19 protein-coding genes and 1 pseudogene are annotated in these 20504 nt (G+C 69.8%); 12 read left to right on the plus strand and 8 right to left on the minus strand.

Features of this window, described 5'->3' with window-relative positions; translation table 11 throughout:
- Positions 1-231 precede the first annotated feature (231 nt).
- A pseudogene (locus tag N5079_RS28770) lies at positions 232-463 on the plus strand (carbohydrate-binding protein).
- A gap of 68 nt (positions 464-531) precedes the next feature.
- Here the strand turns inward: N5079_RS28770 and N5079_RS28775 are convergent.
- From N5079_RS28775 to N5079_RS28800, 6 genes are all read right to left on the minus strand, one after another.
- Complete coding sequence (locus N5079_RS28775) at positions 532-756, minus strand: hypothetical protein (protein ID WP_261587281.1); 225 nt, start codon at positions 754-756, stop codon at positions 532-534.
- Between the two features lie 75 nt (positions 757-831).
- Positions 832-2934, minus strand: a complete 2103-nt coding sequence (locus tag N5079_RS28780; RefSeq protein ID WP_261587282.1) for a xanthine dehydrogenase family protein molybdopterin-binding subunit — start codon at positions 2932-2934, stop codon at positions 832-834.
- Entirely contained in the window at positions 2931-3947 is a 1017-nt protein-coding gene (locus tag N5079_RS28785) for an FAD binding domain-containing protein (RefSeq protein ID WP_261587283.1), read from the minus strand. Before N5079_RS28785 ends, N5079_RS28780 begins: the two co-directional genes overlap by 4 nt.
- Positions 3944-4531, minus strand: coding sequence for a (2Fe-2S)-binding protein (locus tag N5079_RS28790; RefSeq protein WP_261587284.1), 588 nt, complete (start codon positions 4529-4531; stop codon positions 3944-3946). The genes N5079_RS28785 and N5079_RS28790 overlap by 4 nt, the downstream gene beginning before the upstream one ends.
- A 119-nt stretch (positions 4532-4650) precedes the next feature.
- Positions 4651-5928, minus strand: coding sequence for a formamidase (gene fmdA / locus N5079_RS28795; protein ID WP_261587285.1), 1278 nt, complete (start codon positions 5926-5928; stop codon positions 4651-4653).
- A 39-nt stretch (positions 5929-5967) separates the two neighbouring features.
- Positions 5968-6189: an FmdB family zinc ribbon protein gene (locus tag N5079_RS28800; protein WP_261587286.1), complete on the minus strand. Its 222-nt coding sequence runs from the start codon at positions 6187-6189 to the stop codon at positions 5968-5970.
- Between the two features lie 106 nt (positions 6190-6295).
- Between N5079_RS28800 and N5079_RS28805 the strand changes: the two genes are divergently transcribed.
- Complete coding sequence (locus N5079_RS28805; protein ID WP_261587287.1) at positions 6296-6544, plus strand: DUF6400 family protein; 249 nt, start codon at positions 6296-6298, stop codon at positions 6542-6544.
- Positions 6531-6761 carry a hypothetical protein gene (locus tag N5079_RS28810; RefSeq protein WP_261587288.1) on the plus strand — a complete coding sequence of 77 codons (231 nt, stop codon included), beginning with the start codon at positions 6531-6533 and terminating at the stop codon, positions 6759-6761. The genes N5079_RS28805 and N5079_RS28810 overlap by 14 nt, the downstream gene beginning before the upstream one ends.
- 131 nt (positions 6762-6892) lie before the next feature.
- Here the strand turns inward: N5079_RS28810 and N5079_RS28815 are convergent, their stop codons facing one another.
- On the minus strand, positions 6893-8551 hold the full coding sequence (locus N5079_RS28815; RefSeq protein WP_261587289.1) for a flavin monoamine oxidase family protein: 1659 nt from the start codon (positions 8549-8551) through the stop codon (positions 6893-6895).
- Between the two features lie 804 nt (positions 8552-9355).
- On the opposite strand from N5079_RS28815, the gene N5079_RS28820 reads away from it, so the two are divergent.
- Positions 9356-10510 (plus strand): phosphotransferase family protein, encoded by a 1155-nt coding sequence (locus tag N5079_RS28820; RefSeq protein ID WP_261587290.1) that lies wholly within the window; start codon positions 9356-9358, stop codon positions 10508-10510.
- Positions 10511-10535: 25 nt separating this feature from the next.
- A complete protein-coding gene (locus N5079_RS28825; RefSeq protein WP_261587291.1) occupies positions 10536-10793 on the plus strand; it encodes a zf-TFIIB domain-containing protein in 258 nt (85 codons plus the stop codon).
- A 96-nt stretch (positions 10794-10889) separates the two neighbouring features.
- Here the strand turns inward: N5079_RS28825 and N5079_RS28830 are convergent, their stop codons facing one another.
- Positions 10890-11846, minus strand: coding sequence for a hypothetical protein (locus tag N5079_RS28830; RefSeq protein WP_261587292.1), 957 nt, complete (start codon positions 11844-11846; stop codon positions 10890-10892).
- A gap of 694 nt (positions 11847-12540) precedes the next feature.
- On the opposite strand from N5079_RS28830, the gene efeU reads away from it, so the two are divergent.
- From efeU to N5079_RS28865, 7 genes are all read left to right on the plus strand, one after another.
- Positions 12541-13383, plus strand: a complete 843-nt coding sequence (gene efeU / locus N5079_RS28835; RefSeq protein ID WP_261587293.1) for an iron uptake transporter permease EfeU — start codon at positions 12541-12543, stop codon at positions 13381-13383.
- Positions 13384-13416: 33 nt separating this feature from the next.
- Complete coding sequence (gene efeO / locus N5079_RS28840; protein WP_261587294.1) at positions 13417-14571, plus strand: iron uptake system protein EfeO; 1155 nt, start codon at positions 13417-13419, stop codon at positions 14569-14571.
- Between the two features lie 8 nt (positions 14572-14579).
- On the plus strand, positions 14580-15830 hold the full coding sequence (efeB, locus tag N5079_RS28845) for an iron uptake transporter deferrochelatase/peroxidase subunit (protein WP_261587295.1): 1251 nt from the start codon (positions 14580-14582) through the stop codon (positions 15828-15830).
- 131 nt (positions 15831-15961) lie between these two features.
- Entirely contained in the window at positions 15962-17086 is a 1125-nt protein-coding gene (locus N5079_RS28850; RefSeq protein ID WP_261587296.1) for a hypothetical protein, read from the plus strand.
- Between the two features lie 63 nt (positions 17087-17149).
- Positions 17150-18316, plus strand: coding sequence for a toxic anion resistance protein (locus N5079_RS28855; RefSeq protein ID WP_261587297.1), 1167 nt, complete (start codon positions 17150-17152; stop codon positions 18314-18316).
- On the plus strand, positions 18313-19893 hold the full coding sequence (locus tag N5079_RS28860; RefSeq protein WP_261587298.1) for a vWA domain-containing protein: 1581 nt from the start codon (positions 18313-18315) through the stop codon (positions 19891-19893). Before N5079_RS28855 ends, N5079_RS28860 begins: the two co-directional genes overlap by 4 nt.
- Positions 19880-20500 carry a hypothetical protein gene (locus N5079_RS28865; protein ID WP_261587299.1) on the plus strand — a complete coding sequence of 207 codons (621 nt, stop codon included), beginning with the start codon at positions 19880-19882 and terminating at the stop codon, positions 20498-20500. Before N5079_RS28860 ends, N5079_RS28865 begins: the two co-directional genes overlap by 14 nt.
- Positions 20501-20504 lie beyond the last annotated feature (4 nt).

Consider the following 20504-nt stretch of genomic DNA (forward strand, 5'->3'; position numbering starts at 1 on the left):
CCCTCCAACAACTTATAAGAGTGTGAAGATTTTCTACAACGATGATTGTTCCGCGACGAAGCATGCGGTGACGGCCGGGCAGGCGTGCCCGGCCGTCGTCTCCACATATGTTCCCCTGGGTTACCAGCCGATACCGATCATGAGGCGGCTCGGCGGGTTGCTGTTGGGCAGGATCCCCTCTACCAGGGCGTGGACTTCGGCTCCACCGCGGCCAGGCAGTTCATCGCCCGTGTGGCCAGCGGCGCGGCGGGCGGGGTCAGCGGCCTCGTCGAGGTGCGGCTGGACAGCCGGTCGAGCGCGCCGATCGGCAGCTTCGCCATCGCCAAGACGGGAGTGGCAGAGCTGGCGGAGCGTGCCGGCCAACATCAGCGGCGTGACGGGGAAGCATCACGTCTACCTCACGTTCACCAGCGGCCAGCCGGCAAACTTCGTCAACCTCAACTGGTTCACGTTCGGCCACTGAGCCCTCGAACGCGTGTCCCACGGGCTCCGGCACGGAGCCCGTGGGACCACACCATGTGCCAGAACCGCTTACTTTCCGCTGTCCGCCAGGTCGACGATCGCGGTGGCCGCCCGGAAGAACTTGTTATGGCCCAGGTCGCCGACCGTCTTGATGTTGAAAGCCTTCTTGAGAAGCTCGGCGTCGCCTTCGCTGACGCCCGCCAGCGCGTGCACCGGCGCCTTGACGAGTTGCGCGAGGCTCACATTCTCGTATTCCTTGTCGAGCAGCTTGGCCAGGTCCGCTGTAACAGCCATGAGTCCTCCCATTGACAGGGGGCGATCAGCCCTATCCTCTCGGTGCCCAAACCGCCCTTTCCTATGCGAGAGAGCTCAAATGACCCCATGAACAAGCTTGTCCAGGCGGATCGGCAGGTCACGGACCCGGACGCCGGTGGCGTGATGCACCGCGTTGGCGATCGCCGCGGCCGTGCCGACGATGCCGATCTCGCCGATGCCCTTCGACCCCATCGGGTTGAGGCCGGGGTCGTCCTCCTCGATCCACACCGCGTCGATGTCGCGGACGTCCGCGGAGGCGGCGATGTGATACTGGGCGAAGTCGTGGTTGAGGTAGTCGCCGAACTCCTGGTCCATGACGCTCTCCTCCAGCAGGGCCATGGACAACCCCATGGTCATGCCGCCGATGAGCTGCGACCGCGCGGTCTTGGGGTTGAGGATGCGGCCCGCCGCGAACACGCCGAGCAGCCTGCGCACCCGCGCCTCACCCGTGTCCATGTCCACGGCGACCTCGGCGAACTGGGCGCCGAACGCGTGCTGGGCGAACCGCCGCTGCGCGCGGACCTCCTGGGTGGTGTCGGCGCTCGCCTCCAGGCCCTCCGGCGGCACGTCGCCCGCGCGGCCGTGAAGCACGTCCATCAAGGCTTCGCACGCCCGGACGACCGCGGTGCCCCACGACGCGGTGCCCGCCGAGCCGCCGGCCACCCAGGCCGGGGGCAGCGCGCTGTCGCCGATCTCCACCCGGACGCGGTCCATCGGGGCGTCCAGCGCGTCGGCCGCGATCTGGGTGAGCACGGTGCGGGCCCCCGTGCCTATGTCGGCGGCGGCGATCCGGACGGTGAACCCGCCGTCGGGCTCCGCCCGCGCGGTGGCCTGGGACGGCATCCGGTAGACCGGGAAGACGGACGCCGCCACTCCGGTGCCGACCAGCAGCCCGCCCTCACGGCGAATCCCCGGCTCGGGGTCGCGGCCGGCCCAGCCGAACCGGCGCGCCCCCTCGCGCAGGCAGGCCACCAGGTTCCGTGAGCTGAACGGCCGGCCGCTCTCGGGGTCGACGTCGGGCTCGTTGCGGATCCGCAGCTCGATGGGGTCGATCCGGCACGCGATCGCCAACTCGTCCATCGCCGACTCCAGCGCGTACATGCCCGGGGCCTCCCCCGGCGCGCGCATCCACGAGGGCGTCGGGACGTCGAGCCGTACCAGCCGGTGGGTGGTGCGCCGGTTCGGCGCCGCGTACATCATCCGGGTCGGCACGGCGGTCTGCTCGGCGAACTCCGAGACGGTGGAGCTCTGCTCGATCGCCTCGTGCACGATGGCGGTCAGCCGCCCATCCGCGTCCGCGCCGAGCCGTACGCGCTGGATCGTCGGGGTGCGGTAACCGGTGACCGCGAACATCTGCTGCCGGGTCACCGCGAGCTTGACAGGGCGGCCGACCTGCTTGGCGGCGAGCGCGGCAAGGGCCACGTGCGGGTGGGCCCTGGCCTTGGCGCCGAAGCCGCCGCCGACGTGCGGGGAGATCACCCGGACACTGCCGGGCGGCAGGCCGAACAGCGGCGCGAGCGTGTCGCGGATGTTCGACGCGCCCTGCGTGGAGTCGTACACCGTGAGCCCCTCGGCGTCCCACACGGCGACCGTGGCGTGTGGCTCCATCGGGTTGTTGTGCTCGGCCGGGGTGCTGTAGGTCGCGTCCACCACGACCCGGGCGGCCGCCAGAGCGGCGTCGGGATCTCCCTGTTCGGTGTCCGTCGGGAAGTACGGGTTGACGTGGTCGGGCCGGTAGAGCCCGGGATGGCCGGGGCGGAGCTCGACGTCGTGCTCGTCCGCGTCGTACCGCACGCGCAGCACCCTGGCGGCCTCGCTCGCGCTCTCCAGCGTCTCGGCGACGACGACCGCCACGTACTGCCCGCGGTAGGCGACCCGGGATGACTGGAGAACGGCCAGCTCGGGGTCGCCGTTGCGGGGAGCCAGCCGTGGCGCGTTCGCGTGCCAGATGGCGGCGATGACGCCGGGGAGCTGGAGCACCGCGTCCACGTCTACCGCGCTGATCTCGCCCTTCGCGATCGTGGCCTGGACCGGTACGGCGTAGGCGAGGTCGGCCGGGAAATTCTCATAGGCGTACCTGGCCCGGCCCGTCACCTTCTCCAGGGCGTCGACCCGGTCGAGAGCCGAGCCGACGTTCGGCATGGCCACGGTCGTCATGACGTCTCCCCTGTGTCGCCTGCTGCCGTGAGGTCCTCGCGGGCCGTGAGATCGAGCAGGGTGCGGACCAGCACGTTGCGGGCGAGCGGCACCTTGAAGGCGTTCCGCGGCAGGGGGCTCGCCTGGGCCAGCTCGGCCTCGGCGGCCCGCGCGAACTCCTCCGCGGTCGCGGGCGCTCCGCGCAGCGCCGCCTCGGCGCGCTCGGCGCGCCACGGCACGTGGGCCACGCCGCCCAGCGCGATCCGGCAGTCCCGCACCACGCCGTCGGCCACGTCCAGGGCCGCCGCCACCGACACGACCGCGAACGCGAACGACGCCCGGTCGCGGACCTTGCGGTAGCGGGACCGGGCCGCGAAGGGCAGGGCGGGCAGCTCGACCGCGGTCACCAGGTCGCCGGGCCGCAGCAGGGTGTCGCGCTCCGGCGCGTCGCCCGGCAGCCGGTGGAAGCCCGGCATCGGGATCGCGCGAGGCCCACCGCTGCTCTCCACGTTGACCACCGCGCCGAGCGCGGCCAGGGGAACGGCCATGTCGGAGGGGTGGGTGGCCACGCAGGCCTCCGAGTGGCCGAGGATCGCCAGATTGCGATGGTCGCCCTCGCGGGCCGGGCAGCCCGAGCCCGGCACCCGCTTGTTGCAGGGCTTGGTGATGTCCTGGAAGTAGGAGCAGCGGGTGCGCTGCAGCAGGTTCCCGGCGACCGTCGCCATGTTGCGGATCTGGCCGGAGCCCCCCGCCACCACCGCCTGGGCCAGCATCGGGTAATTCCGCAGCACCAGTGGGTGGGCCGCCAGGTCGCTGTTGCGCACGCCCGCGCCGATGAGCAGGCCCCCTCCGGGGGTCTCCTCGATCGTGTCGAACGGCACGCGCGTGACGTCCACGAGGACCTCGGGCGTGGCCACGCCGAGACGCATGAGATCGACGAGGTTCGTGCCGCCGCCGAGATACATGGCCTGTCCGGTGCCGGCGGCCACGGCCGACGGGACGTCGGTGGCGCGCTGATAGGCGAACGGTCTCACGGCGCCACCTGCCGGATGGCCGCGACGATGTTGGGATAGGCGCCGCAGCGGCACAGGTTGCCGCTCATTCGCTCGCGGATCTCGTCGTCGCAGAGCGGCGGCCGGCCTTCCACGCCGGGGGCGACGGCGCCCGGGCTCACGGCGCCGAGCGTCACCGAGCTGGGCCAGCCCGCCGCGAACTCGGCCAGCATGCCGACGGCCGAGCAGAGCTGCCCGGGCGTGCAGTAGCCGCACTGGAACGCGTCCTGCTCGACGAAAGCCGCCTGGAGCGGATGCGGAACGCCGTCTCGAGCGAGCCCCTCGACCGTCGTGATCTCCCGGTCGTCCACCGTCACCGTCAGCGTCAGGCAGGCCTTCGCCCGCCGTCCGTCCACCAGCACAGTGCACGCCCCGCACTGGCCGTGGTCGCACCCCTTCTTGGCCCCGGTGAGGCCCAGATGCTCGCGCAGCGTGTCGAGCAGCGTCTCACGGGTGTCCACGGTGACCGGATGCTCGTCCCCGTTGACGGACAGCCGGATGTCCGCCGTGACGGGGGCCGGAAAGCCCGGTCCGTTGTTGTCTTCGCTTCTCACGGGCCCTCTCATGGGCGCTGCCGTACCCTTCGCCTCTTCACCGCATGCGTCCCTTTCACTGTGATCTACTCATTGTGATCTACCGGCGTTGTGCGGTTGCGCGCGCTGTAGGTGCTGCGGAGGGCTGCCGGTTACGAGGTCACCGCGCACTGGCCCCGGTCCTTGGCCACGGGCCCCGCCGCGCTGGGCCGTACGTCGAAGTCGAAGATCGCCGTCGGGATGTAGAGCGAGCAGCAGGCGTTGGGAATGTCCACGATGCCGCTGATCCGGCCCTCGATCGGCGCCGACCCGAGGAGCAGGTAGGCCTGCTCGCCGGTGTAGCCCCACTTTTTGAGGTACTCGATGGCGTTGAGGCAGGCCCTGCGGTAGGCCACCGTGGCGTCCAGGTAGTGGTTCGTTCCGCTGTCGTGGTCGACGGAGATGCCGATGAACGACAGGAACTCCGAATAGCGCGGCTCGACGTTGCCCGGCATGAAGACCGGGTTGGTGGTCACGCCGTACTTCTCCATGCCGCCCTTGATGAGGTCGACGTGGAAGTCGATGAACCCGCCCATCTCGATGGCGCCGCAGAAGGTGATCTCGCCGTCGCCCTGGCTGTAGTGGAGGTCGCCCGCCGACAGCTTGGCGTCCTTCACGAACACCGGGCAGAGCACCCGCGCACCACGAGTGAAGTTTTTGATGTCCTGGTTCCCACCGTTCTCGCGTGGCGGGACCGTCCGGGCGCCCTCCCTGGCGATCCGGGCGGCCACCTCGCCGGTCGCCGTACCGGCCAGGGCGTTGCCCGGCTCCGGCGGCAGCCCGAGAGGCGGTACGCGCCGGGGATCGGTGTCGATCAGCGCCCGCTCCCTCCGGTTCCACGTCGCGAGCAGTTCCTCTGACGGCGCCGTGCCGAACAGGCCCGGATGGGTGATCCCCGTGAACCGGACGCCCGGCAGGTGGCGGGACGTCGTCTGGACGCCGTGAAAGTCCCAGACGGCCTTGTAGGCGTCCGGGAAGTGATCGGTCAGAAAGCCGCCGCCGTTGACCCTGGCGAACACCCCTGTGTAGCCCCATCCCTGCCCCGGCGCGTCCCTGGTCTGTTGGGGGCCGGTCTGCTGGGTGCTGGTCTCCTGCGGGACCGGGCCGAGGTCCAGGATGTCGACGACCAGGAGATCGCCGGGCTCCGCCCCCTCGATCGCCACGGGGCCGCTCAGCATGTGGGGCAGCGTCAGGTCGATGTCCCGCACGTCGTCGGCGGAGTCGTTGTTCCCGATCTGCGCGTCGGTCCAGTCGCGGCATTCCAGCCGGAACTCGTCTCCGGGCCGCACCGACGCCACAGCCGGGATGTCAGGATGCCACCTGTTGTGGCCGGGGACGTCCTGGTCCCGCATGGACTTCGACTGGTCCACGCTGAACGCGACCTGCGGCATGGCAGCCTCCCTTACTGGTCCCTCCCTTGCTGGATGTCGTCAGTGGACGTCCCTGACGACCTCGGGCGCGTCCCGGCTGCGCTCCTCTCTGTCGAGCGCCTCCGCCAGCGCCCGGCCCACGCGGGACAGGCTCGGGGCGGAGAAGATCCTGCGGGCCGGCCCGCCGCACTCCGGGCAGTCGCGGTACGGCGTGGCGCCGCCCATGGGCAGGGCCACGTCGTACGGCCCGCAGCCCGAACAGACGTACTCGTAGGTGGCCATGGCACCTCCCCGTTCAGCGCTCCGTGCCCGCCCACCGTCCAGCTATTCGGACAAAAGTCATGTAAGGTGCATAAACCCCGCAAAACTCTTCCCCGGGACAGTCGCAATGCACCAAGAGAGCGGCGGCGAGCACGCCGTCTTCGAGATCGACCTCGCCCTCGAGGAGGCTCGGCGGCGGGCCGCCGTGATCGCCGGAATCGGTCCACACTGGGACCCGGTGGCCGCGCTGCGGTCCGAGCAGGAAGCCTACGACCTGCTCTACTCGGACCTCGACGAGCACCAGCGCGACACCTACGCCATGCTGGCCGACGCGGGCGTCCTCCCCAGACGGGACCTCAGCCATGCTGCCGATTGACCCCCACGCCGACCGGGGACGCCGCGCCTGGGTCTCCTGCCCCCGATGCCTCGACGACAAGGACTGCGGCGACTGCGGCGCGGGCCGGAACTGCCGGGAACACTGGCGATACCTCCTCGGCACCACCGGGAGCCTCCTGCACGTCCAGTGCCCGCGCTGCGCCTATCTCTGGGACCACGAGACCCGCTTCCGCGGCGGCCATACCGCGACGCGCTGACCAGGGTCGACGACGCGGCACTTCAGCGAGGCGCGTTCAGCGACCTGCCTTCAGCGGCGAAGCTTTCTGCGGCGCTTTTCAGCGGCGTTTCAGCGGCGGTTTCAGCAGCGGAGCTTTCGGCGGCGCGGCCTTCAGCGGCGCAGCGCCGCAATCACCTCGTCGGCCGCTCGCTGGCCGGACTCGACCGCCCCGTTGAGGTAGCCCTGGAAGTCGACCGACGTGTGCTCCCCGGCGAAGTGGCAGCCACCGACGGCTTCGCGCTCGACCCCCACGACCGTGGTGTACTGCCCCACTCCCCAGTAGGAGTAGGAGCCGCGGGTCCACGGGTAGGAGGCCCAGTGGTTGAGCAGCACCCGTCCGTTCCACAGCGGAGTGATGCCCGGCATCGCCGGCTCAAGCTGGCCCAGGAACCTCGCGGCGTACTGGGCGGGCGTCAGCGTGCCGAAGTCGGCACCGGGCGCCCCGCCGGTGTAGTCCACGAGGATTCCGGATGTCCCGCTCTGGGCACGCGTCACCTCCCAGGTGGACTGGTAGCCAGTGTCCGCGTAGCTCTCCCCGTTGCCACCGAGTTCGTACCAGTAGCGCCGGCTGAACTGAAGCTGCAGCTTCGAGTTGGTGCCCATCCGGGACTCGGCGATGGCCTTGGCCTTGCGCGCCGGGAATCCGGCGCTGCTGAGGTCGACGTCGCGCAGCAGCGAGAACGGCAGCGCCAGCACGACGCGGTCGGCGATGGTGGTCGTGGACTTGGAGCTTCCCGGCGACCCCACCGTGACCGCCCAGGTGCCGTCTCCCCGGTCGGCCAGCGCCCGCAGCGCGGTGCCCAGCTTGATCTGACCGGTGAGCGCGGCCGCGAGCCGCGTCGCCACCTGGTCGTTGCCCCCGAGCACGTGGTACTTCTCGTTCGACTTGCCGAAGATCCGGATGTTGCCCGCGCCCTGGTAGGCCAGCAGGTAGATCAGATTGAGTGACGACTGCTGGCTCGTCTCAGCGCCGTATTCGATGTTGTAGGCCACATCCAGGAGCTGCCCGAGGCGCGAGCCGATGCCTCCAGGGACGTACGCGTTGATCCAGTCGCGCACCGACATGTGGTCCAGCTCGTATCCGCGCTGGGTGTAGCTGGAGTAGAGGGTGGGGTAACTCGCCGCCGACGCGTCGGAGTGCAACTGCTGCCAGATGCCCTGCAGGTCACCCTTCGCGGTGGCGTAGTCGTAGCGGCCCCCGTCGAAGTAGTAGATCGGCTCGGAGCCGTTCGGCTCGGCGGCCAGCAGGTTCTGGGTCGTGAGGCCGAGCTCCTGGGTGAGCTGGAGCAGGGCGGTGTGCCCCTGGTCGATGAGCTCGCCCCCGTGCTCGGCGATCTGGCCCTCCGCGAAGGTGCTCCGGTCACTCCAGCACCGCCCGCCCAGGCGGTCGGACGCCTCGTAGACAGTCGCCGTGTAACCCGCCTTCTTCAGCTCGTAAGCGGCGGTGAGCCCCGCCAGCCCGGCACCGATGACGACGATCCTCGGCGCGGTGGCCGCCTGGGCCCGCGAAGGCGTGGCCAGCCCGTACGCCGTGGTGGCACCCAGCCCGGCCATCGTGCCGGCGGCCGCCGCCGCCCTCAGCAGATGCCGGCGGGACATTCCCTCCCCGGGCTTCTGCCCCCCGGACCGGCGACCGGCCGCGGACACGGACTCGGGCGCGGACACGGATGGGGTCTGTGACGCGGTGTCTGATGCGGTGTCTGATGCGGTCTCGGTCTCCAGCTGGCGGACGACGCTGCGGAGCGCGGCGAAAAGCGGTGTGCGTGCCATGGCACTTCCTACCTCGGCGACCGGCCCGTGATACGGCCTGCCGACTCGCTTGGGGGGTGACGCCGTGAAACTATCCGCACCTTCGATCAACGACTAGAGATCATCATGTAAAGCATCATTGCGATCCGCTTAACCGCCCGGTCACCGAAGCACGCGCGCGCAATCGCCAGTGCGGTTCAACGAAGCCCGGTGCGTGGTGGAACAAAGCGCCTGCGCGCTTAAACAGGGCCCGGTGCGTGGTGGAGCAGCACCCCGTGCGGCTTCGGCAGGGGGGCGTGAGCAGCTCCTCCGGACGAACTGCCGGTATACCTCGTACTGCCAGGCGTCGCCGTAGCCGTCGTCCACGGAGCGCTGCGGCGGGACGTAATCAGGGTCCAGGACAGTGCCCTTGAGGACGTCGGGCAGCTTGCGCTTGGCGGCACGCGCCGTATGAGAGGGGCCAAAGACGTCAATCGGCCACTCAACCATCGAAAGGCACCTCCCCCTGGGCTCCCACGGATCTCAAGAACTGCCCTCACGCTATCCAGCGCCTATGACAGAACTCGGCTAGATCAACCACAAAACCGCAGGTCAGAAGGACCCCGAAAAGATCTACCTAAATCGTCCCAGAGGGGCCCGGGTCGGCGAGCCGCGATCACATGTATGCACCCGATCAGAGCGCAGGTGGCCGGGTGTTTCCCGGCCCGTCGCCTCCTCGTCTGGAGCACGCCAACGTGCAACCGCGAAGGGCACCGAAAAGCCTTGGGCGACCTCTTAGGCACCGCGCTTAGGCTTACGTCGTGGATGATCAGCGCTTGAGGTCCCATGCTCGTTGACGATCTTGTACGGCTCGCCCGGCGCGACGGGCCAGTGACGGTGCTCAAGGACACTCGGGTGCTGGTGGTGAGGGTCGGCGACGTCGTGGTCAAGGCTCACCCTGCCGACACGGACGAGAAAGAGCTACGCGCTCGCTTGGACGTGGCCAGTCGGGTGCCAGGGGTGATGCTGGCCCCCCTCGGCCTGGATCGGCTGGGCGACCGGCTCGTGACGATCTGGCCCGCTGGGGAGGCGCTGACACCCGCCCTCCTCGACAGCGGCGCGACGCCATGGGAGGAGGGCGGACGACTCCTCGCACGGCTCCACGCCCATCCCGCGCCCTCTGGCATGCCCCCAGCGGGCGGACCCGGACGGCTGGCCAGAGCAATGGCGGAGTTGGGCGGGATCGAGCAAGAGAGCGCCGCCGCACAGGGCGCTGCGGAGCCGGACAGCCTCGCCCCGGGCACGGCGGAGCCGGACAGCCCCACACACGGCATAGCCCAACCGGACATGCCACCACGCGGCACGGCCCACCCGAACAAACCCGCACATACCACAGCGGAGCCGGACAGCCCCGCACCAGAGGCACGAGAGCTGGACAGAGGCGAGCAGGGCACGGGCCGCCTGGGCGGGGACAAGCAGGGCGCTGGAGCATCCCATACGGGCAAATACGGGGGTGAGGGGGATTCGGACGAGTTGGGTGGTGTAGACGCTGTCGCCATCATCCGGAAGGCGTACGAGACGCTACCGCTGCTGACTCCTCCGGTCGCCAGGCCGGCGCTGACGCACGGCGACTGGCATCTGGGGCAACTCGTCCGCCATGAGGGGACGTGGCTCCTGATCGATCCGGATGACCTCGGGGTGGGCGACCCGGCGTGGGACCTGGCCCGGCCCGCGGCCTGGTTCGCGGCCGGACTGCTGGAACCCGCCGCGTGGGACCGCTTCCTGTCCGCCTATCTCCGAGCGGGCGGCGCGGCCGTGCCGTACGACGACCCATGGCGGGAACTCGACCTGCCGGCTCGGGCGTTGACCGTCCAACTGGCCGCGACAGCCGTGGTCACGGCGAGGAGGGCGGGCGACGCCCTCGACGACGTGGCCCTGGCGCTGGTCTCCTCCTGCGGGAGGATCCTCGCGGCGGCAGGCGAGAGCCGGAGACAGGCTTAGAGATAGAGCAGGAAGAGGGCTATTGATGGAGTGTCCCAAGTGCCGTGGCCGGATGCGGACCTACGACCGCAACGGAATCCACATCGAGCAGTGTGACAACTGCCGGGGGATCTTCCTGGACTACGGCGAGTTGGAGACGCTGACCCGGCTGGAGTCGCAGTGGGCGCAGCAGCAGTACGCGCCGCCGCCCGCTCACAGTGGCCCGGCCTGGGGCGCGCCGCACCATGGGGGGCACCACGGCCACCATAACCGAAGCTGGGTGGGCATGCTCTTCTCAAGCTGAGCCCACCGCGGAAGCCTTGCCGCAGGACGGGAGCCTGAGGAGCGCCATGACAGCCCACGGCGCTCCCGTGCCTCCCACGGGTTCGCGTAGAAAGTCTCAGGACGGGAAGTCGTCCGGGTCGACGTCGCTGGTCGACGCGTTCCCACCGCTGATCTTGTTCAGCGTGATCGTCCAGTTGTTCCAGCGGACCTGGCTGGCCGTGTAGGTGGTCCGGTAGCGCAGCGAGTCGTCGAACCGTGAGAACCGGCAGCTTCTGGTGAAGGCATGCGCCCCGCGGTCGTAGTCGACGCCGGTCGTGAAGTAGACGCGGTAGCTCCCGTCCCTGATGTTGGGAACCTTGGCGGTCGACTTCTTCCGCACGTAGAGGCTGACGGCCTTCTTCTTGCCCTTGACCAGGGTCACGACCCCATCCCTGGAGCCGCCGTTCTTGACGGTCAGGCTGCCCCGGCCGCCGCGGACGGCCGACAGCAGGACCGTGCCGTTGCCGGGCCGGCGGTCGCGCTCCTTGGGCGGCTTGAGGCCGATCACCCCGCCTCGGTAGTCGCCGCCGCCGGCGAGGTCCGCCCCGGCCTCCTTGAGATCGGCGAACTCACCCGATTTGCCGAGCCGGGCGAGGACCGCCCCGGAGGTGCACAGGCTCCGCCCGTCGACGGCGACGCGGAGGGTGTCGAGCTGACCGTTCATCGCGCGCAGCGCCGCGAGGTAGTCGGCGTGCTCCGGTCCGATGTCCGCGGGCGGCTGGACGCCGCCGAGCTGCCCGACCGCGTCGTCGATCGCGTTCTTGGCGCGATCGATCCGCTGGCCGACCGACCGCAACGTGCGTGCCTTGGCGATGGCGCCCAGCGCGGAGGCGACGGGTTTGCCGGCCCCGTCCAGCGTGACCTGGTATGCCTCCGGTGTCAGCCCCGAAGGGGCCGGAGATCCAGACGAGGACCCGGACGAGGCGCCGGCGGGCGAGGCCGGGCTGGGGCCGCCCGTGGAGCTCTTTCCGGTGCAGGCCGTCAGGGCGAAGGTCACGGCCAGCACGGCCGCCGGTAGTCGGGGGGAGATCACCCCCACCACTTTTTATGGATCAAACACGCCGTGTCAAGCCGACGCCATCAGGCCCTCTTGGCCGACGGACAGCCAGCACGTGATCCCGATCGGCTCCAGGAACGGCACGTCCTGGCCGGCCGATCAGCGCGCTCCGGTAGGCCGGCGGCGCCCGCGCGAGCTGCCTCACAGCATGGTCTTCCCGACCCGTTCGGCCCAGCGGCGCGATCCGCTCGGGCCCCCGGATTACAAGGTCGGCAGGTTCTACGGCAGGTGGCATATCTCGCCAGTCTCGGCGATGGAGCCGCCGGAAGGCCCCCCCCCCCCCCCCCGCGATTAGCCTGAGCAGCCGGAACCCCGATGAGCCCGGTCCGGCCGTCCGGAAAGCGAAGAGGCCGTCGAGACGACTGCCATCACACAGAAAAGCGACAAATCGACATAAATAACAGAAACTGGCATAAATAGGCTCATGGGGATGTTCCTGAATACAGGGTGGCGGCGACCTCAGAAGTCCAGCGGACCCTCCCGGGATGCACTGCGAGACGGCTGGCACGCTGGGCGGGACCGCCCCGCGCCACTGGTTTTCCCGTGACCCGGGAGGCGGGCGACCAGGGAAGTGACAAAAGCCTCCCCCGCTAGATGACCATGGCCTCTTGCGGGTAAGGTAACCCTGTCCTAATTTAGGCAAGGCTTACCACTCCCTCGGAGGGTCACTGTGTTCGCGAGCTTCCTCATCGGGCTGCGCGAGGGCCTGGAGGCGACGCTCGTCGTTTCCATCCTCGTGGCCTTCCTGGTCAAGAGCGACCGCCGAGACCGGCTGCCGCTCGTGTGGTCCGGAGTCGGAGCCGCCGTCGCGCTCTCTGTCGGGTTCGGCGCGCTGCTCACCTTCACCGCCGCGCACCTGGAATCGCGGCAGCACGAACTGTTCGACGCGATCGCCTCGCTGGCCGCCACCGTGTTCGTGACCTTCATGATCTTCTGGATGCGGACGGCGGCGCGGAAGATGTCGGGCGAGCTCCGGGAGAAGCTCAGCGACGCCCTCCAGCTCGGCGGGACCGCCGTCGTCGTCATGGCGTTCCTCGCCGTGGCCCGTGAGGGCCTGGAGACGGCGCTTTTGTGGTTCGCCGCGGCGCAGGGAGCGACGGCCAGCGCGAGCCCCCTGATCGGCATCAGCCTCGGGCTGCTGGTGTCCGTCGCCATCGGCTGGGGGCTCTACCGCAGTGCGCTGCGCATCAACCTCACCAAGTTCTTCACCTGGACGGGGCTGCTGCTCATCCTGGTCGCCGCCGGCATCTTCAAGTACGGCGTGCACGACCTGCAGGAGGCGGGCGTCCTGCCCGGCCTGAGCACCCTCGCCTTCGACATCAGCGGCGTCCTCAACCCGTCGGCGTGGTACTCCACGGTGCTCAGCGGCATGTTCAACATCACCGCGCAGCCCAGCGTGCTGGAGACCGTCGCCTGGGTCGCCTACGCCGTACCCGTGCTCTTCCTCTTCCTCCGGCCCTCCAGCAAGGCGCCGGTGAGTCCTGCTCCCAAATCGGCTCAGCCCGCTTCCTGAACCCCTCACCGCAAGAGTCGGAGTCCTACGCACATGCGCACCGCCACCGCCCTGACCGCCGCCGCCCTGGCTCTCGCCGGGCTCACCGCCTGCTCCTCGACGAGCGGCTCCGGGGACACCGGCACGACGACCGCCGCGGCCGGGCCCGGGAAGCTGGGGAAGATCGCCGTCGCCGCCACCGACACCGACTGCAAGGTCGGCGCGGCCCAGCTCGCCGCCGGCACCTCCACCTTCGCCATCACCAACAACGGCAGCAAGGTGACCGAGTTCTACGTGTACGCCCCGGGCGACCGGGTGATGGGCGAGGTCGAGGACATCGTCCCCGGCCTGACCCGCGAGGTCGTCATCGAGCTCCCGCCGGGGGCCTACGAGGCCACCTGCAAGCCGGGAATGTCCGGCAAGGGGATCCGCAACCCGCTCACGGTCACCGGCGAGCACAAGCCGCTGGCCGCGGACGCGAAGCTCTCCCAGGCGGTCGCGAGCTACAAGGCGTACATCAAGTCCCAGTCCGACACGCTGCTCGTCAAGACGAAGGAGTTCGCGGACGCCGTCAAGGCGGGCGACATCGCCAAGGCCAAGGATCTCTACCCGGTCGCCCGCACCTACTGGGAGCGCATCGAGCCGGTGGCCGAGGTCTTCGGCGACCTCGACCCGGCGATCGACGCCCGCGCGAACGACGTGGCCAAGGGCGAGAAGTGGACGGGCTTCCACAAGATCGAGAAGGATCTGTGGGTCACCAAGGACGTGAGCCAGGACGGCCCGATCGCCGACAAGCTCATGGCCGACGTCACCACGATCGTGGCGAAGTCCAACTCGGCGGAGCTCTCCCCCGTCCAGCTCGCGAACGGCGCCAAGGAACTGCTCGACGAGGTGGCCACCGGCAAGATCACCGGCGAGGAGGACCGCTACTCCCACACCGACCTGTGGGACTTCGACGCCAACCTCCAGGGGTCCAAAGCCGCCGTCCAGGCCCTCCGGCCGGTGCTGCAGGAGCGCGCCGCCGACCTGGTGACGACCCTCGACGAGAAGTTCGCCGCGGCCGAGACCACGCTCGGCGGGCACCGGGCCGGGGACGGCTGGAAGCCGCACAACGAGCTGTCCAAGGACGATCTGAAGGCCCTGTCGGACGCCATCAACGCCCTCGCCGAGCCGATCAGCAGGGTCGCCGCCGTGGTGGCTGCCAAATGACCGGCCGGATGAGCGGGATCAGCCGCAGGAAGCTGTTCGGCCTGGGGGCGGCGAGTGTGGCGGCCGTCGGAGCGGGCGCCGTCGCGAGCCGCGCACTGATCGAGGAGCCCCCGGCCGCGCACGCGGCGTCGACGTCCGGCCCCGTGCCCTTCTACGGCGCGCACCAGGCGGGCATCACGACGCCGGCGCAGGACCGGCTGCACTTCGTCTCCTTCAACGTGATCACCACCAAACGGGCCGAGCTGGCCGACCTGCTTCAGGAGTGGACGGCCGCCGCCGCGCGGATGACCCAGGGCAGGGACGCAGGCACGTTCGGAGCGGTCGGCGGCGCCCCCGAGGCTCCGCCGGACGACACCGGCGAGGCCCTGGGCCTGCCGCCCTCCGGGCTGACGCTGACGGTCGGCTTCGGGGCGTCGCTGTTCGACGGCAGGTTCGGGCTGGCCGGCCGTAAGCCGGCGGCCCTGGCCGACCTGCCCGCGTTCCCCGGCGAGGACCTCACGCCGGAGATCTCGGGCGGCGACATCTGCGTCCAGGCGTGCGCGCACGACCCGCAGGTCGCCGTGCACGCGATCCGCAACCTCGCGAGGATCGGGTTCGGCAAGGTGTCGGTCCGCTACTCGCAACTCGGCTTCGGCCGGACCTCCTCCACCTCGCGCGCGCAGGCCACGCCCCGCAACCTGATGGGTTTCAAGGACGGGACGAACAACCTCAAGCTCGAGGACACCGCGATGCTCCGCGACCATCTGTGGGCCGCCCCCGGCGACGGCCCGGCCTGGATGGACGGCGGCAGCTACCTGGTCACCCGCAAGATCCGCATGCACGTCGAGACCTGGGACCGCACCTCGCTGGGGGAGCAGGAGGCGATCTTCGGCCGGGACAAGGGCAAGGGGGCGCCCCTCACCGGGCACGGGGAGTTCGACGCGCCGGACTTCGCGAAGACCGGCCCCGACGGCAAGCCGGTGATCGCGGCCGACGCGCACGTACGGCTCGCGCACCCGTCCAGCCACGGAGGGGCCCGGCTGCTGCGGCGGGGTTACAACTTCGTCGACGGCTCGGACGGCCTCGGACGGCTCGACGCCGGCCTTTTCTTCATGGCCTACCAGCGCGACCCGCGCAAGCAGTTCGTGCCGATTCAGATGGAGCTGGCCGGCAAGGACGCGCTCAACGAGTACATCAAACATGTCTCCAGCGGCCTGTTCGCCGTTCCTCCCGGCGTGACGGACGCCGGCGACTACTGGGGCCGCGCCCTGTTCGCGTGAATTTACGGTGAACGAGTGCTGAATTCTAAATACGTTCTCTCCCTCGACCTCACGTATTCCGGTTATCTCCCATAATTCGGGGTGGATGCGGGGCCAAATCGGCTGCGGGAGCTCGCCAAAGGAACGTTTGAATGAAGCGATGGATCGGCGTCGGGCTGGCGCTGCTCCTGGGCGGGGCCGTCGTGCTGGCTCTCGTCCTCGGCAACAGCGGCGGAAGCGGCGGCGGCGGGGGCGGGGGGACGAAGCAGCTCACGACGGTCCGCGGGGTGATCGGTTCGGAGAAGAAGCCGTTCTTCGACGACGCGCAGGTCCAGGCGGCGTTCGCGAAGCACGGGCTGCGGGTGGAGGTCGACACGGCCGGGTCGCGGCAGATCGCCACCTCGGTCGACCTCGGCAAGTACGCCTTCGCCTTCCCCTCCAGCGTCCCGGCGGCGGAGAAGATCCGGCAGGAGCGTAGGGCCAGCCGTACGTACTCGCCGTTCTACTCCCCCATGGCCATCGCGACGTTCCAGCCGATCGTCGACGTGCTGACGAAAGCCGGCGTGGTCCACGACTCCGGCTCGGGCTACCAGGTGCTCGACATCAAGAAGTACCTCGACCTGGTCGCCAAAGGCACCCGCTGGGACGCGCTGCCTGGCAACACGACCTACCGGGCCCGCAAGCGGGTGCTGCTCACCACCACCGACGTGCGCACGTCGAACTCCGCCGCGATGTACCTGGCGATGACCAGCTACGTCGCCAACGGCGACGACGTGGTGAACTCATCCGCCCAGGCGGCCACGGTCGCCGAGAAGGTGTCCCCGCTCTTCCTCGACCAGGGCTACTCGGAGTCGTCGAGCGAGGCGCCGTTCGAGGACTACCTCGCGATGGGCGCCGGGAAGACGCCGATGGTCGTGATCTACGAGGCGCAGTACGCGTCGCGCCTGTTCGCGGCCGACGGGGCGATCCGCCCGGACATGCGGCTGATCTACCCCTCGCCGACCGTGCTCAGCAAGCACACGCTCGTGCCGTTCACCGACCAGGCGGCCGAGGTCGGCAGGCTCCTCCAGGAGGACCCCGAGTTCGCCCGCCTCGAGGCGAGATACGGCTTCCGCACGGCCGACCCGAAGGTCTTCGCCGGCCTGGTCGCCTCGGCCAAGGCCCAGATCCCCGGCAGCCTGGTCGACGTCGTGGAGCCGCCCACCTACGACCACCTGGAGCGGCTCATCGCCACGATCGAGCGGCGCTACCTGGCCGGCGCCAAGCCCACCTCCTGACCCCTGCGCGCTGCCTCTTACGCGCTGACCCCCACGCGGCACCCCCACAAGGAGAACCGAACAGTGTCCAACGATCTGGTGCTGACGCCGCCCGCCCCCGTAGCGGCGGTGCCGGTCGAGAAGGCCGCCACCATGCTGCCGCTCCCGGACGAGCGCGGCGCGGAGCTGGCGAGCAAGGCGGCGGGCTTCGCCGAGGAGCTGACGACGCTCGACCCCCGGTCGCCGGAGTTCACCAAGAAGGTCCACGACATCTCCTCGATGGGCGACTCGGAGATCCGGGCGTCGTCGCAGGTTTCGAACCGGATGCTGAAGCGCCCGGTGTCCGCGCTCGCCTCGGCGAAGGGTGAGGGCGCCGACGGCCAGGTCCAGGTCGCCAACCAGCTCGTGGCGCTCCGCCGTACGATCGTGGACCTGGACCCGAAGCAGGCCACCAGCGGCGCGAAGAAGCTGCTCGGTCTCATCCCGTTCGGGGACAAGCTGCGCGACTACTTCGCGAAGTACCAGAGCGCGCAGAAGCACATCGACGACATCATCCGGGCCCTCAAGTCCGGGCAGGACGAGCTGCTCAAGGACAACGCCGCCATCGAGGGCGAGAAGGCGAACCTCTGGGAGTCGATGACGAAACTGCAGGAGTACGCGGTGCTCGCGGCGGCGCTCGACTCGGCCCTCGAAGAACAGATCAACAGGATCGAGCTGACGGACTCGGAGAAGGCGACGGCGCTGCGCTCCGACGCCCTGTTCAGCGTCCGGCAGAAGCATCAGGACCTGCTGACCCAGCTCGCCGTCTCCGCGCAGGGCTACCTCGCCCTGGACCTGATCCGCAAGAACAACCTGGAGCTGATCAAGGGCGTCGACCGGGCGACGACCACGACGATCTCGGCGCTGCGGACCGCCGTCACGGTCGCCCAGGCGCTGGCCAACCAGAAGCTCGTGCTCGACCAGATCTCCGCCCTCAACGCGACGACCTCGGACCTGATCCTGGCCACCAGCGAGATGCTGAAGACGCAGGCCGGCGAGATCCAGACGCAGGCCGCCTCCACCACGGTGAGCATGGAGGCGCTGCAGAAGGCGTTCGACAACATCTACACGACCATGGACATGATCGACACGTTCAAGGCGAAGGCCGTCGAGAGCATGGCGGTCACGGTCAACAACCTGACGGTCGAGCTCGACCACGCCAAGACCTATCTGGAGCGGGCCCGCCGCGACGACGAGGCGATCTCCTCATGAGGCGTCTCGCGGCGGCGGCCACACTGGCCGTGCTGGTCGCGGCGACGGCCTGCTCGCGCGGCGGCGACACGCCGGACACGCCGGGGCGGCTACCGGACGGGCCCGACGTGCTGCGCGTCCTCGCGGGCAGCGAGGTCAAGGACCTGGAGCCGCTGCTCAAGGAGGCGGCCGGCGCCGTGGGCGTGAAGGTGGCCCTGACCTACACCGGAACACTCGACGGCGCCGAGCAGGTGGCGAGCGGCGGGGCGGACGGGCACTACGACGCGACCTGGTTCTCCTCCAACCGCTACCTGTCGCTGATCGACGGGGCGAACGCCAAGCTGTCGACCCAGACGAAGGTCATGGTCTCGCCCGTGGTGCTCGGCCTGAAGAAGACCAAGGCCCACGCGCTCGGCTGGGACACCAGGCAGGTCACCTGGGCGGACATCGCGGCGGCGGCCAAGGACCGGAAGTTCACCTTCGGCATGACGAACCCGGCGTCGTCCAACTCGGGCTTCTCCGCCCTGGTCGGCGTCACGGCCGCGCTCTCCAACGCGGGCGAGGCGCTGGACAAGGCGCAGATCGCCGCCGCGACGCCGAAGCTGAAGCAGTTCTTCTCCGCCCAGACGCTCACCGCGGGCTCGTCGGGCTGGCTCGCCGACGCGTACGCCAAGACGAGCTCGGTGGACGGGCTGATCAACTATGAGTCGGTGCTGCTCGGCCTGCAGAGCAGGCTCAAGGAGCCGCTCACGATCGTCTATCCCAGCGACGGCGTCGTCACCGCCGACTACCCGCTCACGCTGCTCGCGTCCTCCGCCAAGAAGGACCTGTACGGCAAGCTCGCCACGTGGCTGCGCACCCCGGACGTCCAGCGGAAGATCATGACGACGACCTACCGGCGGCCCATCGTGCCCGAGGTGCGGCCCGACCAGCGGTTCGGCACGGCCCAGTTGCTGGAGTTGCCGTTCCCGAACCGGCGCAGCGCCGCCGACGAGCTGATCAGCGCGTACCTCAACCAGGTGCGACGCCCGTCGCGGACGCTGTTCGTGCTCGACACCTCCGGCTCGATGCGGGGCGACAGGATCGACGCGCTCAAGCAGGCGCTCGCGGCGCTGACCGGCGCGGACACCTCGGTCTCCGGGCAGTTCTCCCGGTTCCGCAACCGCGAGACCGTGACGCTGCTGCCGTTCAACTCCGCTCCCGGGACGCCGCGCACGTTCACCGTGCCGGAGCGGGACGCCACCCCCGTCCTCGGCCAGATCAGGTCGTACGGCGAGGACCTCGACGCGGGCGGCGGCACGGCCATCTACGACAGTCTCCGGGCGGCGTATGAGCTGGCCGCACGGCAGGGGAACGGCGGCGACTTCACGTCGATCGTGCTGATGACGGACGGGGACAACACCGACGGGGCCTCCTACGACGACTTCGCGTCCTACTACGCGACCACATCCCGGAACGTCCGGACCTTCGTGGTGCTGTTCGGCGACAGCGACGTGGCGGAGATGAAGCAGGTCGCGGCGCTGACCGGCGGTGCGACGTTCGACGCCCGGTCGGGGTCGCTAGCGTCGGCGTTCAAGGAGATCCGTGGCTACCAGTGACCGGGTCCTGGCCTACCTCGGCTCGACCAGGAACATCGTCGGCTCGGGCCTCGCCCTGCTCGGCCTGGTGCTGCACTTCCTCGGGCTGGCCGGGTCGTTCTGGCCCGTCGTCGTCATAGGGCTCTACGGAGTGGGGGCGCTGCTCACCCCGCCGGACCGGGTGCGGCTGACGATCTCCCATGCCGAGGTCGAGACGCGGCAGCTCCGGGCCGACCTCGACGCGCTCGTGCCGAAGGTGTCCGCGACCCGGTTCCCGGACGATGTCGTGGCGAAGGTAGGCGGGCTGGCCGCGATCCTCCGCGACATCCTGGCCAGGGCGGAGGCGCTGACCTCCTCCCCCGACCAGCTCCACGTCGTGTCGCAGGCGATCCGCGACTACCTGCCGACCAGCCTGGAGGCCTACGCCAACCTGCCCAGGTCGTACGCGCTGACCCGGCGGGGCGAGCGGGAGCGCAGCGCGCACGAGGAGCTGATGGCCCAGCTCGACCTGCTGGAGACGGGCCTCACCAAGGTGGCCGACGCCGTCTACCAGGGGGACGAGCAGGCCCTCAGGGACCAGGGCCGGTTCCTGCGGGACCGGTTCGGCGGCTCAGAGCTCGACATCTGACGGT

Source organism: Planotetraspora sp. A-T 1434 (genome assembly GCF_025420585.1).
In the GTDB taxonomy this organism is placed as follows: domain Bacteria; phylum Actinomycetota; class Actinomycetes; order Streptosporangiales; family Streptosporangiaceae; genus JAOEGB01.